We start from the raw sequence: 13,609 nt of genomic DNA, 5'->3' as shown, positions 1-13,609 counted from the left end.
AAGCGGGAGTAAGTGTAGTGAAAGCGCTTCTCGACTATCATCCACTGTCCCAATACTCCATTCACTCCAGCGCATGGTACGTGTCAGGCAAGGCCCGACACGTATCCCTTCATATGAGTTGTTTATCCACAAGCCACGGACTTCGAACTCTTAAGATGCGCTTCAATCGAGTTGCTGGCGGAGTGGACTCTTACTCCCTTGAGTTTATCGAGTGGCGGATCTTTCCAAAGTTTTGATGCGTCGATGGGAAGGATGACCTGTATAGCAGCCCCTTGGGGCGGATCAGCAACAAAATCGAAGTCTTGAATGCCGTCTGGCGGGAACTGAATATAAACCCGTGGCTCCAGTCTCGGGTTTGTCCATCCACCAGAATTCACCAAGCCAATTGCCGATATGTGTAGCTGCGGTGGGTTTGATTTAAGTATTTTTAAGTCGACATCCACCACTTTCATTACGTCAGCCATTTTCGAACTCCTTTCGATAATTGCGCCGCTTTTTCACCTTGGCGCTTGGGTGTTGAACCCTTTGGCTTGAAATCCAGTGTGGTTAGACGCTAGTAAAAGACCCTCACCCTGTCCACTGACTGCTCTGGCCGGTCATCGGATGCTTTCAATTCCCTACAGGGCGCCCATTTCCGGACTCAACGTCCCCAACCAAGCCACCAACCCCACAATCACCACCGCCGCCACCAATTCCACCACCACACTGCGCCGCAGCGCATTGGCGGCGACCGTGTATTGCCCGTCCCGCAACGACCGCTCCAAAAGCGGCCCAAGGTGAAACCGGTTCAACGCGGCAAGCACGAGCATCCCGGCAAACAGCACCACTTTGATAAACAGCAAAATCCCATAGGTGCTAAGAAAAACCTCATCCAGCTTCGGCCCGACGATGAACAGATAATTCACAACCCCCGTCACCGTGATGACCACCACGATGACCGCGCCAATCACCTCAAATCGACTAACCGCGCGGGCCAGCAACCTGATGCGCGCTTCAGTTTGCAAAGCGGTGATTTTCGCCATCAGTGCAAACGCCACCAACGCACCCAGCCATGCCCCCGCCACCAGCAAGTGCAGGATGTCTACCGTGAAATGCCAATCACGACGACTGCCCTCATCCATCGCACCATGTCCGTTCCAGGCCAGGCTGGAGAGGGCGATACCGCCAGCAAAGGCCGCGATCCACAAGCTGACGCCAGGCGCACGGAGCATCACCGCCAAAGCGGTAGTCAGCAGCGCGACGATGCGAACCACACCGGCCAATCCCACGTCCGTCTCGAACATCATCATCTCGAGGTGCGGGCGCAGTTCGGCGAAGTCCGATTCCCCGCTCATGGCACTCGCCATCATCACGATGCTGGCAATGGACAGCAGCGCACCCAGCACTGCCGTCCCCGCCAACATCGACCGGAACGGCAACACGGCTCCCGATTTCCGTTCTTGCCCTTTAAGGCTGTAGAGCCCAAAAAACGCCACCCCGAACAACAGCATCAAATCCACATACAACGCAAAGCGCAGGGCAATGCTGATCGAGTCGCTCATCCATCACTTCACTTTGAACGTAACGTTGCCGGTGATCGGGTGAGTGTCCGAAGACACGGCGCGCCATTCGACTTTGTAGGTGCCGGTGGGCAGCGGCGAGAGCGGGGTGATGACCATGGTTTTCGGGTCGCTGCCGCCGGAGACTTTGGCCTTCATCGGCATGGGCGAGTGGGCCATGCCGGGCATGGCGGTCATGACCAGTTTGGCGCCGGAGAATTGGGTCACGAGGTTTTCGGAGAAGCGCAGTTCGATAGTGCTCGGTGCTGCGCCTTCCGCGCCTTCAGCCGGGGTAGAGGAGAGCAGTTTCGGATGGGCTTGAGCCAGTGCGCTCATGAGCAGCCCGGTGGAAAGTGCGATGGCAACAGCGATGGTTTTGATTGTGCGCATGCAAGGCCTCTTACCGCTTTAAGCGGTTGGTTTTTAGGTTTTTGAGTTAATACATTAGAACCACAGCCGAACGCCGACGACGAGGCGGGCTTCGCTGCGGTCCTCGCCTTCGTCCCTGGCGTAATCGGCGGTTTTGCCGTAGGTGCGGTTCCAGGTCACGCCGATGTAGGGCGCGAATTCCCGGCGAATTTCATAGCGCAATCGCAGGCCGGCTTCGGTGTTGGACAGCCCGGAGCCGATGCCCCGTTGCGGGTCGTTTTTGCCGTAGACGTTGAGCTCGGCGGTCGGCTGCAAAATCAGCCGGTTGGTGAGCAGAATGTCGTAGTCACCTTCCAGCCGTGCGGCGGTCTGGCCACCTTCGCCGATGAAGGCGGTGGCCTCGGTTTCGAAGTTGTACAGCGCCATGCCTTGCACGCCGAACGCGGCCCAGGTTTGCGGATCGCCGGGTTTGAAATCCTGGCGAACGCCGGTCACCACGTCCCACCATGGGCTGATCGCGTGGCCCCAGAGGGCCTGGACTTCGGCGTCTTCGGTTTTGCCATTGACGCGTTCGCCTTCGGAGCGCAGCCACAGGCGATCGATGTCGCCGCCGATCCAGCCGGACAGATCCCACGCCAACGCGCTGCCGTCGTCGGCGTCCTGCCATTCGAGTTTGTCGGCGAGGAAGTAATAGTTGAGCGCGGTGTCATGCACGGCGTGGCCGGCGGGGCTGACGAAAACGGCGGCGCGGTCGGCGTCGGTCAATGCCGGGATCGGCGTGCGGCTTTGGGTCGGTGCGGCGGGCTGCATTTGCCCGTAATCCTCGCTTTGCATCTGGCTGTGATTCATGCCCGGCATCTGGCTATGGTCCATGCTCTGCATGTTGTCGGTGGCGGCCATGGCCGAAGAGAGCGTCAGGCCCATGGTAACGAGGGCCAAAGAGATCGGAGTGAGTCTGGTCATGGGTAGCGCCTCATTCTTCCACGCGAACTTCACGGAACATGCCCATTTCCATGTGATACAGGAGATGGCAGTGGTAGGCCCAGCGGCCGAGCGCATCGGCGGTGACCCGATAGCTGCGCTTTGATCCCGGTGGCATGTCGATAGTGTGTTTGCGCACCATGAACTGGCCGTTCTCGTCTTCGAGGTCGCTCCACATACCGTGCAAATGAATGGGGTGAGTCATCATCGTGTCGTTGACCAGGACGACCCGGATTCGCTCACCGTATTTGAGTCGCAGCGGTTCGGCATCGGAGAATTTCACGCCGTTGAACGACCAGGCGAATTTCTCCATGTGGCCGGTGAGGTGCAGCTCGATGGTGCGACCGGGCTCGCGGCCGTCCGGATCTTCGAAGGTGCTGCGCAGGTCGGAGTAAGTCAGTACGCGACGGCCGTTGTCGCGCAAGCCAAGGCCCGGGTCGTCGAGTTTCGGCGAGGTGGTCATGGCTTGCATGTCCACCAGCGGGTTGTCTTTTTCCGTGTCGGGATGGGATTGCATACCGGCCATGGTGCTGTGATCCATACCGGCCATGTTGTCCATGCCCTGCATATCTCCGCCGTCCATGCCCGTCATGCCTTGCATTGCACTGTGATCCATCCCCGCCATGTCGCCGCTCATGCTTCCGTGATCCATGCCACCCATGCCCATGTCATCCATGGTCACCAGCGGTCGCGGATCCAGCGGAGGAACCGGTGCCGACAACCCGGCCTTCACCGCAAGGGTGCCGCGGGCATAACCCGTTCGATCCATCGACTGGGCGAACAGGGTGTAGGCGTCCTGGGTTGGCTCGACAATCACATCGAATGTCTCCGCCACCGCGATGCGGAACTCGTCGACGCTCACCGGTTTGACGTGTTGGCCATCGGCCGCGACTACGGTCATTTTCAGGCCGGGGATACGCACGTCGAAGTAGGTCATCGACGAACCGTTGATGAAACGCAGGCGCAGCTTTTCGCCGGGACGGAAGACACCGGTCCAGTTCATGTTCGGCGCTTGGCCGTTCATCAAGTAGGTGTAAGTGGCGCCGCTGACGTCGGCCAGATCGGTGGGGTTCATCTTCATCTCGGCCCACATCTTGCGATCGGCGACTGTCGAGCCCCAGCCTTTTTCGCTGACGTCTTGGATGAAATCGCCCACGGTGCGCTTGTGGTAGTTGTAATAATCCGATTGCTTCTTGAGTTTGCTCATCAGGTCGACGGCGTCTTCGTCGGTCCAGTCGGTCAGCATCACCACGTAATCGCGGTCGTACTGGAACGGCTCCGGTTCCTTGGCGTCGATCACCAATGGCCCGTAAACCCCGGACTGCTCCTGAAAGCCCGAATGGCTGTGATACCAGTAAGTGCCGTTCTGCCGGACCTTGAACTGGTAGACGTACATCCCGTCCGGCTCGATGCCGTGAAAGCTCAGGCCCGGAACGCCGTCCATGTTGGCGGGCAGCAAGATGCCGTGCCAGTGAATGGAGGTGGTGTCCTTGAGTTTGTTCTTCACCCGCAGCGTGACGGTGTCGCCTTCACGCCAGCGCAGCAGGGGGCCGGGAATGCCGCCGTTGATGGTCATCGCCGTGCGAGGGTTGCCGGTGATGTTGACCGCGGTTTCGCCGATGTAGAGGTCGAACTCGGTACCGGCCAGCACGTTCGGTTCGCCAGGGCTGGTGATCGCCCAGACAGGCGTGCGCCACAGCCCGAGGCCCGCGAGGACGCCACCCGCGGCCAGGCCCTTCACGAAGGTGCGTCTTGAGGTGTTGGAATGCATGCCGTTTTTCCCATCCGTCAGCCTGATGAAGCCCTCATGCCCATCCTGAGCGGAGGGAGGAGCACTTAATGAGGTGGAGGCTAACGGGCGGCGCCTTTCAGCAGACTGAGGCCAAGATTACATTTCTGACAGTTTCATTCTGTGTTCAATGATTTTCCCGTCGGCCTGGCCGAGTCCGCCACGGTAGCGTTACCGCAATTGATGTACGAAGAAGACTTCAACCAGCGCTGATCCGGATAATAAGAAAACAACAGCTGCCCATCCTTCATCGAGTCGATCAGTTGATGCGCAATTGCAGGCCTCACCGCCGGGCAGCCCAGGCTTCTGCCGATCCGGCCATTCGCTCGCGCCAGGTCAGGACTGACATACGGCGCGCCATGAATGACGATCGCTCGCTCGAAAGCATTGTCGTTGAAACCCGGCTCCAGACCTTCCATACGCAACGAATAGCCGTTCTGCCCGACATAGCTGGATTGGGTACGATACAGGCCAAGACTGGTAGCGAAGCTGGCATTGCGGTTGGAGAACTGGCGGGCCATGTTCTCGCCGCTGTTGCGACCGTGGGCGACCAGTTCATGGAACAACAATTTGCGTTGTTTAAGGTCGAATACCCAAAGACGTTGCGCGGTCGAGGGCAGGGAGTAATCGATGACTGCCAGTCTTTGAGCCGGGGCCGTGCCTTGGGTCCGGCTGCATTGAGAGGCGCGTACGGCCAGGGCAATCACCTTGGCATTGGCATTGGGGGCCGCTTTGATCAGCGCGGCTTCAAGCGAATCGGCGTAGGCTGCCGGTAAGGTACACGCGGTCAGCAACAGGGCCGTCATTAAAAAGCCGCAGCGGTCTAGGGCCATACGCAAGTCTCATCTGATTGTTTCGAGTCTAGCAGCGCGCACGACGCTAGCCGGTTGAAAACGGGAGATTAAGGATTATCCATGGGGCAGTTAACAAGGTTATTCGTCATAAGCCGCATATTTTTTATGGGCTTTCTGATAAGCGGCATGGCAGTTGCGCAAACTTCGCCGATTGAGCCGGCATCTCCCGTTAGCATGATCGCGGAGGCAGCGCCTGGCGATTACGTTGGTCAGGCGATTCAGGCGGCGCTGGCGCCATTGAGTTCGGCATTTCCTCCGTTGCTCACCTCGCCGCGTCATCAGCGGGTCGACGTTAACCGGGCGGTGATGGATTTTTATAGCCATCGGGGCTATCGCGCTGCCTGGACGGACGATGACGATGTCGTCCAGTTGTTGAAGAGCCTGAGCGATACCGAGGTCGATGGCCTGGATCCTGCGGATTTTCGAATTGCTGAACTGGCCAGTGCCCGAGCGTCGCTGCAAACGGCAGCGTCAACTCCCGGGCAACAGGCTGCCTTCGATATCTCGGCGACCCAGACGTTTATCACGGCGCTGCTGCAGTTGCGGCGCGGCAAGGTCGACCCTTCGCGGCTGGACATCCATTGGAATTTCGATCCGCTCGGCATCGACCCCCGGGAGGACGTCAATCTTTTCTTCGCCGCCCTCGACAGCCATGACGTCGCGCGCGCGTTCGCCCAGGCGCCGCCACAAGAAGCAATTTATGGCACGTTGCGACAGGGCCTGGCGCAACTGCGCAGGGTTCGCGACAGTGGCGGCTGGCCAAAGATTCCGCAAGGGCAGACCCTCAGGCCCGGCATGGACGACGCCTCGGTTGCGCAGTTGCGAGCCCGTTTGGTAGCGGGTGGTTATCTGACCACGAAAAAGAACGCGCGCTCCGACTACGACGACACCGTCATGGCGGCGGTGAAGAAGTATCAAACCGAGCAATACCTCGGGGCGGATGGTGTGGCGGGGCCGGCGACACTGGCGGCGCTGAATGTGCCGGTCGAAGCGCGAATCGACCAGGTTCGCGTGAACATGGAACGGGCGCGGTGGCTGCTGTACAAACTGCAGGGCACCTTTGTCATCGTCGACATTGCCGGGTACAAGGTTTCGTTCTATCGCGATGGCAAGCTGACATGGCGCTCCCGGGTGCAGGTGGGTAAACCGTATCGCAGCACGCCGATTTTTCAATCGGAGATCACCTACGTCACGTTCAACCCGACCTGGACGGTGCCGCCAACCATTCTGGTCAAGGACATGCTGCCGAAGATTCGCAACAATCCCGGTTACCTTGATGCAAACCGGATTCGCGTGATCGATCGAGAAGGCAACGTGCTCGACCCGTTTACCGTGGATTGGGACAACCCGCGCGGCCTGACGCTGCGGCAGGATGCAGGGTCGGATAATTCGTTGGGGCAGGTGGTTATTCGCTTTCCCAATGACTATGCGATTTATCTGCACGACACGCCGCATCGTGAGTTGTTTGCGCAATCCAATCGCGCGACCAGTTCCGGCTGTATTCGGGTAGAAAATCCGCTGCAATTAGTGGAGCTGTTGTTCAACGACCCGGTTCGCTGGAACAGCGAAGGGATTCAAAAGCAGTTAGCCAACGGCAAGACTGAGAACATCAGGCTTCCTGTGAAAGTGCCGGTGCTGTTGGCCTATTGGACGGTGGACCTGAGCCTTGATGGGCGGGTGACGTTCAAGCCCGATGTGTATGGGTACGATAAGCCGGTGTTGCGGGCACTGAATCTGCCGTCGGAACGGCCAACGCTGGACGGGAGGCGAGCGGCGCCTCCCTCGATGGCGGTGGGGCAGAGCAAGCTGTAAGGCTTAAAGCCCCAGCCCTTCTTGTACCGCCAGGAGCAGGTTGTGTTCCGTCAGTGCGATCGCATCTGGTTGTTGGCCGGATTGTTCGATCGCCTGAAGCCACCAGTGCGTCACGCCGTGTTCGTCCGAGGTTCGCAACAGGGCGAGTTCCTTGCCTGTCGAGTGGATCTCGATCCGCCCGGCACCGTCGGCGGTGAAACGAGCGACAGGGTCGAAGGTGACGCTATGGTGGTTGCCTTCGATCAGCAGTTGGTCGATGGCGTAATCGTAACTCGCCCCGTCCGGCGCCCTCTCGAACACGTGAGCGGGATTGCGTCGCAGTTTCAGGCCCACTTCGATCGATGGCTGCAGCCAGGCTTCGATCTGGTGATACAGCTCGTTGACCTGGGCAGGCCAGCTGTCGATGGCCTGATCGGCGATGGTCGCGTCGGCACTGGTTTGCCGGGATTGTTTCAGCTTCTCGGCGAGCTCATCTGCTTTACTCATTTCGATTTCCTGTCGTGGTGTCAGTTAATCGTAGCTCCTTCAAGGTAACGTGGTTTTGCCTTGCGTCATGTGATTTAAGCACCGGCGGTATTGAAGAAAATGGACGGGCCAGCAGGAGCCCGCACCGCTGGCTCCTACGAAAAGCGGCTCATCTCGCCGATTGGCCTTGCTGTACCGGCAACCCAAGCGCTACCAGTTCCTCGCGCAATTGTTGCGGGCTGAAGAACTGAACCGCATGAAATCCCTCCCGGCGTGCCCCTACTATATTCGGCGCATGATCATCGATGAAGACCGCGCGGCGGCTATCAACGTCAAACCGCGGGGTTCCAGCGGATACCTCCTTGGGTAACCGGGCCGGGGGCCGGGCATGGCAGCCGATATCGAAGCGTTCAATAGGCTCCTGAGGTTTTTCATCCTGGCAGAGACGATTTTTGTATTTCACTCACGCGGGCAAATCGATCTCTGTAAATCGGCGCAATTGCCGCGCACAACCCCGTAGACTAAGCTCACAAAAAATAAGGGTTTTGGGCCTCTGCCCATGCCTTACCCTTTCAGGACATGCTTTTGCCTATCCCCATTCCCGATCCGCACCCCGCGCCCGGCGGTGCCTTGAAACGGCTGCCCCTGCTCAAAGCAGCGGTGCTGTTCATTGCGGCCGTGTGCCTGTGCCTCTGTGGGCTGCTTTATCTGCAACTGGAGCAGTCGCGTCGACACGATCTGGCGTTGGCCGAGGTGTCTTCGTCAAACCTGACCCGGGCCATGGCGCAGCAGGCCGAAGACACCTTCATGAAAGCCGATCTGGTGCTGACCAGTCTGGTGGACTGGATTCAGGCGGAGGGTTACGACGCTGTCCAGGCGGCACGTTTGCAGAAAACCTTCGCGCGGCGGGTGCAAACGCTGGATCAATTGCACGGAATATTTCTGTTCGACAAGCGGGGGCAATGGGTCGTGACGTCGTTCGATGATCTGCCTCGTGGCGCAGGTGTGGCGGACCGCGAATATTTCAGGTTTCACCAGCAGAACGTATCGTCCCTGGCGCACATCGGTCCGGCAATTCGCAGTCGGGAAAATGGCGAATGGATCATTCCTGTTTCCAGGCGAGTCAACGACCAGAACGGCAATTTCCAGGGCGTGTTGTTGGCCGGGATCAAGATGTCGTACTTCGATCAGTTCTTCAAAAGCTTCAGCCTCGATAACAACGGCGCGATGTTTTTGGCGTTGACCGATGGGACCTTGCTGGCGCGACGGCCGTTTGTGGAATCGCAGATCGGCACGTCCCTGGCTCAGGGCGCGATTTTTCAAACACACTTGCCCAGCGCAACCTCCGGCAACGCCATGATCGACTCGGTGGTGGATGGCATTGTGCGGTTGTATGGCTACCGTCAGCTCGATGCCTATCCAGTAGTGGTCGCGGCGGCATCTTCCGAAGACGCGATCCTCAAGGACTGGTACGACACGGCGATTCAATCCAGTGTGATCGTCGCTCTGGTTGTCCTCGGCGTGGGGTTGTTCGGTTGGGTATTCATTCATCAGGTGCGCGCGGGCGAACGGATCGAGGCGGATTTGCGCAAGGCGCAGAAAACCCTGGAGTTGATCGCCACCCATGACAGCCTGACCGGGTTGGCCAATCGTCGATTGTTCGAGCGCGCGCTGGAAATCGAGTTCGGGCGCGGTGCCCGGCAGTCGACGCCGCTGAGCCTGATCATGCTCGATATCGATTATTTCAAGCGCTATAACGACACCTACGGTCATGTGGCGGGGGATCATTGCCTGGCCGAAGTGGCGCGGGCGCTGAAGCGTTGCTGTCACCGCAAAGCCGATCTGGCGGTGCGCTACGGTGGTGAAGAGTTTGCGGTGTTGCTGCCGGATACCGACATCCATGGTGCACTGAACATCGCCGAGCAGATCCGCCGAAGCGTCATGGACAAGAACATCATCCACAGCGGTTCACCCACGGGCTACGTGACGGTCAGCCTGGGCTGTTATTCGTTTGTGCCAACGGGGTATGACAGCACCGAAATGTTGATCAAGCGCGCAGATGCGGCGTTGTACCAGGCTAAGCATTCGGGGCGAAATCGTTCGGCGGTGTTGTCGATGGAAGGGGGCGTCGAGGCGCTGATGCGTTCGGACCGCTAATGCTAGCCAGTTAAGTGTATTCAGGGGCGATGACCGAGCATGGCGGCTATGGTCAGTGGAGAGCCTGGCTGTCATGACGACAGACCAGACCCCGCCGGTCTCACCCGATAAGGCGATCGATTGACAGGATCAAGTGCATGGATTTGACTGCTGTTACCACCGTTGCACCTGCGCGTCATACACCGATTACCCGCAACCTGATGTTCGTCATCGGCCTGCTGTTTGTGGTTGGGGTGTTGATCGCTTTGATGGCCCTGTTCAGCATTGCCGCACGGCTCGATGCTCAGGATCTGAGTAAAACCACGTTCTACACGCAACGCGCACTTGAGAACCGCATCACCGCCTCGAAAAACTACATCGCCAGCTACGCCAACTGGACGACTGCCTACGACCACCTGAACGACAAGGTCGATGTGCAGTGGGCCTACGTCGATCAGAACGTGGGCAAAACCCTGTTCACCATCGATCACTACGATGGCGTTTTCGTGATCGATCGTCAGCGAACCAAATACGCCATAGTGCGTGGGCTTCAGGTGCAGGGCGAAGCGACGGCCTATCTGTCGACGTCGATGGCGAGCCTCATAGAGGAGGTTCAGAGCCAGGAGAGCCTCATCGACCCCGTCAGCCGGTACACCTTGTTCGAAGGCAAACCGGCGCTGTTGACGGCGGCCGCGATCGTGCCCAATGACGAACGCCCGGCGGTCGATCCCAAGAGCACCTCGGTACTGATATACGTCGACCAGTTGAACCCTGAAAAGCTTGATACCTTGAGCGCCGATTACGGGTTGAATGATTTGAGCCTGGCGGCCGACGACGCCCTTGTTCCCGGTCAGCCCGCCGTCGCCCTGACCGGCACCGGTTACAGCCTGGTCTCCCGGCTCGAGCAGCCGGGTCACCAATTGCTCTGGTCGCTACTGCCACCACTGGGCGGGGCGCTGTTGATTCTGGGGATGTTGACCGCTTACTTCTTTCGTTATGTCCTGCGCACGTCCGGGCATGTGGACGCCAGTTACACCAGTCTCGATTTGTCGAACCAGGCGCTGGAGGCCAGTGAAGAACGTTTTCGTGCGGTGGCTGAGGCCGCGTCTGACTGGATCTGGGAAACCGACGACCAGCACTGCATCACTTATCTGTCGGGGCGCTTCAGCACCGTCACCGGATTCTCCGATCAGCAATGGCTGGGGCAGAACATCGGGCAGCTGCTCAATTGCGAAACCACGCCCTTGTCGCTGTGGCTGAACAAACTTGATGAAGAGCAAGCTGTCAGTCACTTGCGCTGTTCCTACCGTGATCAATCGGGGCAACAGCGAGTGTGCCGGGTGTCGGCGCGACCGATCCAGCGCAAGGGCGCGGTACTGGGTTTTCGCGGGACGGCCAGCGACATCACCGATGAAGTCGCCGCCCATGCGCAGATCCAGCATCTGTCGATGCACGACGCCCTGACTGGCTTGCCGAACCGCAACAAACTGGCGCGCTACCTCGAAGACGCGCTGGCGCTGAAAGAGCAATCGACGGCGTTGACGTTGTTAATGATCGACCTGGATAACTTCAAGCCGATCAACGATTCCCTCGGCCACCCGGCCGGCGATGCGGTACTGCTGGAGGTTGCCATTCGTTTGCGCGAGTGCACGCGGGACATCGATCTGGTTGCCCGATTGGGTGGCGACGAGTTCGTGCTGGTGCTCCACGGCTTGGACAGCCACGCGGAAATCGACCGGTTTTGCGAGCGCTTGCTCGACAGCCTGCATCAACCCATCCATTACGATCACCACACACTGCACATCGGCGCGAGCATCGGTATCGCCCTGAGCCGGCGCCAGGGGCATCTTCCGCAGGAACTGATTCGCTGCGCCGATATCGCGTTGTATCAGGCCAAGTCCAATGGGAAGAAGACCTGGTGCTACTTTGCTGCGCACATGAACGATCAGATCCAGCACCGCCGACAACTGGAAAGCGACCTGCGTCTGGCGATCAAGAACAACGAATTCGTGATGCATTACCAGCCGCGTTATCACGTCGATGGCAAGCAGATCGTCTCGGTCGAAGCGCTGCTGCGCTGGCAGCATCCGGTGCAAGGCTTGTTGAACCCCGACGCGTTTATTCCATTGGCCGAGCAGACTGATTTGATCGTGCCATTAGGGCGCTGGGTGTTGCGCGAGGCGTGCGAGACGGCCTTGAGCTGGCCCGGTGCGATGATGGTGTCGGTCAACCTGTCACCGGTGCAGTTTGCCCGTAGCGATGTGATCGAGGATGTCCGGGAGGCGTTGATCCAGAGCCGATTGCCCGCCAGTCGACTGGAACTGGAGATCACTGAAAACGTGATGCTCATCGACGTCGATGGTGCCCTGGCGACCATGAATGCGCTCAAGGAGTTGGGCGTACGACTGAACATGGACGATTTCGGCACCGGTTATTCTTCGCTGGGTTACCTGCGCACGTATCCGTTCGACGGGATCAAGATCGACAAGCGCTTCATTGCGTCCATGAGCAGCGGCAGCAATGACCGCGCCGTGGTGCAGGCGATCATCAATCTGGGCAAGGCCATGGGCCTGACCGTCACCGCAGAGGGTGTCGAGACGCTGGAGCAACTGGACTTCCTGATCTCGGACCAGTGCCATGAAGTGCAGGGGTTCTATCTCAGTCGGCCGGTGGGCAAGGAGGCGTTGCTGCCGTTGCTCAAGGCCTCTTGGGATGAACATCGGCTGTAAGCTCGCGCCTTTAGTCGCCTGATTCGTTCGCCGCGGCAACTGCCGTGGCGCACCCCGGTCACAACTGGATACCGCCCAATCCGTTGCGAGCGTCGGATCATGAAGAACCTGAAAATCGCCACCTTCAACGTCAACGGCATGCGCGCCCGCTTGCCGAATCTGCTGGCCTGGCTTGCGCGAGAACAGCCAGATATTGCCTGCTTGCAAGAGCTCAAATCGGTCGACGGCGCATTCCCTGTCGCGGAACTTGAGGCGGCCGGCTATGGCGCCGTGTGGCACGGCCAGGTGTCGTGGAACGGGGTGGCGATTCTGGCGCGTGATGCGCAGCCGCTGGAGAGCCGGCGCGGTTTACCGGGGGATGACAGCGATACCCATAGCCGCTACGTGGAAGCTGCCGTGCACGGGGTTCTGGTGGGCTGTCTGTACCTGCCCAATGGCAATCCGCAGCCAGGGCCGAAGTTTGATTACAAACTGGCGTGGTTCGAGCGGCTGATCTCGCACGCCAAGGACCTGCAGAGCAGCGACCATCCGGTGGTGCTGGCCGGCGATTACAACGTGGTGCCCACCGATCTGGACATCTACAACCCGCGCTCCTGGCTCAAGGATGCGCTGCTGCAACCCGAGAGTCGCGCGTGTTATCAGCGGTTGCTGGATCAGGGTTGGACCGATTCCCTGCGTCATCTGTATCCAGAGGAGCGCATCTACACCTTCTGGGATTATTTCCGGCAGCACTGGCAGAAAAACTCGGGGTTGCGCATCGATCATCTGCTGCTCAACCCGGCACTGAGTCCTTACCTGCAAGAGGCCGGCGTCGATGCCTGGGTTCGCAACGAACCTCATGCCAGTGATCACGCGCCGACATGGATTCGATTGGGTTCGCGCAAGCGGCGATAGTCTTGGCGCGTGCGACGATTGGCTAAATCAATTGTCAGTCCG

Annotated in this window: 11 protein-coding genes; 4 read left to right on the top strand and 7 right to left on the bottom strand. The window is 59.1% G+C overall.

Going from position 1 to position 13,609, the window contains the following annotated elements:
• Positions 1 to 122: 122 nt before the first annotated feature.
• From MMG91_RS07935 to MMG91_RS07910, 6 genes are all read right to left on the bottom strand, one after another.
• Entirely contained in the window at positions 123 to 464 is a 342-nt protein-coding gene (locus MMG91_RS07935; protein WP_018928125.1) for a hypothetical protein, read from the bottom strand.
• A 153-nt stretch (positions 465 to 617) separates the two neighbouring features.
• Positions 618 to 1,541 carry a copper homeostasis membrane protein CopD gene (copD, locus tag MMG91_RS07930; protein ID WP_310659275.1) on the bottom strand — a complete coding sequence of 308 codons (924 nt, stop codon included), beginning with the start codon at positions 1,539 to 1,541 and terminating at the stop codon, positions 618 to 620.
• Positions 1,542 to 1,544: 3 nt separating this feature from the next.
• The gene (copC, locus tag MMG91_RS07925; protein ID WP_052965491.1) at positions 1,545 to 1,928 is read right to left on the bottom strand and encodes a copper homeostasis periplasmic binding protein CopC; all 384 of its coding nucleotides are present in this window, start codon (positions 1,926 to 1,928) and stop codon (positions 1,545 to 1,547) included.
• Positions 1,929 to 1,982: 54 nt separating this feature from the next.
• The gene (locus MMG91_RS07920) at positions 1,983 to 2,870 is read right to left on the bottom strand and encodes a copper resistance protein B (protein WP_310659274.1); all 888 of its coding nucleotides are present in this window, start codon (positions 2,868 to 2,870) and stop codon (positions 1,983 to 1,985) included.
• A gap of 10 nt (positions 2,871 to 2,880) precedes the next feature.
• Complete coding sequence (locus MMG91_RS07915) at positions 2,881 to 4,659, bottom strand: copper resistance system multicopper oxidase (protein WP_310659273.1); 1,779 nt, start codon at positions 4,657 to 4,659, stop codon at positions 2,881 to 2,883.
• A 134-nt stretch (positions 4,660 to 4,793) separates the two neighbouring features.
• The gene (locus MMG91_RS07910) at positions 4,794 to 5,510 is read right to left on the bottom strand and encodes a murein L,D-transpeptidase catalytic domain family protein (protein ID WP_305449009.1); all 717 of its coding nucleotides are present in this window, start codon (positions 5,508 to 5,510) and stop codon (positions 4,794 to 4,796) included.
• 81 nt (positions 5,511 to 5,591) lie between these two features.
• On the opposite strand from MMG91_RS07910, the gene MMG91_RS07905 reads away from it, so the two are divergent.
• Positions 5,592 to 7,343: a L,D-transpeptidase family protein gene (locus MMG91_RS07905; RefSeq protein ID WP_310659272.1), complete on the top strand. Its 1,752-nt coding sequence runs from the start codon at positions 5,592 to 5,594 to the stop codon at positions 7,341 to 7,343.
• Between the two features lie 3 nt (positions 7,344 to 7,346).
• Here MMG91_RS07905 and MMG91_RS07900 read toward each other — a convergent pair whose 3' ends face one another.
• On the bottom strand, positions 7,347 to 7,829 hold the full coding sequence (locus MMG91_RS07900) for a hypothetical protein (protein ID WP_310659271.1): 483 nt from the start codon (positions 7,827 to 7,829) through the stop codon (positions 7,347 to 7,349).
• 564 nt (positions 7,830 to 8,393) lie between these two features.
• Here MMG91_RS07900 and MMG91_RS07895 point away from each other — a divergent pair.
• The 3 genes from MMG91_RS07895 to xth all read left to right on the top strand — a co-directional run bounded on the left by MMG91_RS07895 (position 8,394) and on the right by xth (position 13,567).
• On the top strand, positions 8,394 to 9,965 hold the full coding sequence (locus MMG91_RS07895) for a sensor domain-containing diguanylate cyclase (RefSeq protein WP_310659270.1): 1,572 nt from the start codon (positions 8,394 to 8,396) through the stop codon (positions 9,963 to 9,965).
• A gap of 137 nt (positions 9,966 to 10,102) precedes the next feature.
• Positions 10,103 to 12,673 carry an EAL domain-containing protein gene (locus MMG91_RS07890; RefSeq protein ID WP_310659269.1) on the top strand — a complete coding sequence of 857 codons (2,571 nt, stop codon included), beginning with the start codon at positions 10,103 to 10,105 and terminating at the stop codon, positions 12,671 to 12,673.
• Positions 12,674 to 12,772: 99 nt separating this feature from the next.
• Positions 12,773 to 13,567, top strand: coding sequence for an exodeoxyribonuclease III (gene xth / locus MMG91_RS07885; RefSeq protein WP_052965500.1), 795 nt, complete (start codon positions 12,773 to 12,775; stop codon positions 13,565 to 13,567).
• The last annotated feature ends 42 nt before the right edge of the window (positions 13,568 to 13,609 follow it).

The sequence above is a fragment of the Pseudomonas sp. JL3 genome, assembly GCF_031570575.1.
Classification (GTDB): Bacteria; Pseudomonadota; Gammaproteobacteria; order Pseudomonadales; family Pseudomonadaceae; genus Aquipseudomonas; species Aquipseudomonas cucumis.
This window is presented reverse-complemented; position numbering and strand designations above follow the sequence as displayed.

Excerpts from the sequence above, each read along its gene's own strand:
- MMG91_RS07920 (WP_310659274.1), bottom strand. The coding sequence starts at position 2,870 with ATGACCAGACTCACTCCGATCTCTTTGGCCCTCGTTACCATGGGCCTG.
- MMG91_RS07905 (WP_310659272.1), top strand. The coding sequence starts at position 5,592 with ATGGGGCAGTTAACAAGGTTATTCGTCATAAGCCGCATATTTTTTATG.
- copC (WP_052965491.1), bottom strand. The coding sequence starts at position 1,928 with ATGCGCACAATCAAAACCATCGCTGTTGCCATCGCACTTTCCACCGGG.
- MMG91_RS07935 (WP_018928125.1), bottom strand. The coding sequence starts at position 464 with ATGGCTGACGTAATGAAAGTGGTGGATGTCGACTTAAAAATACTTAAA.
- copD (WP_310659275.1), bottom strand. The coding sequence starts at position 1,541 with ATGAGCGACTCGATCAGCATTGCCCTGCGCTTTGCGTTGTATGTGGAT.
- MMG91_RS07910 (WP_305449009.1), bottom strand. The coding sequence starts at position 5,510 with ATGGCCCTAGACCGCTGCGGCTTTTTAATGACGGCCCTGTTGCTGACC.
- xth (WP_052965500.1), top strand. The coding sequence starts at position 12,773 with ATGAAGAACCTGAAAATCGCCACCTTCAACGTCAACGGCATGCGCGCC.
- MMG91_RS07890 (WP_310659269.1), top strand. The coding sequence starts at position 10,103 with ATGGATTTGACTGCTGTTACCACCGTTGCACCTGCGCGTCATACACCG.
- MMG91_RS07900 (WP_310659271.1), bottom strand. The coding sequence starts at position 7,829 with ATGAGTAAAGCAGATGAGCTCGCCGAGAAGCTGAAACAATCCCGGCAA.
- MMG91_RS07915 (WP_310659273.1), bottom strand. The coding sequence starts at position 4,659 with ATGCATTCCAACACCTCAAGACGCACCTTCGTGAAGGGCCTGGCCGCG.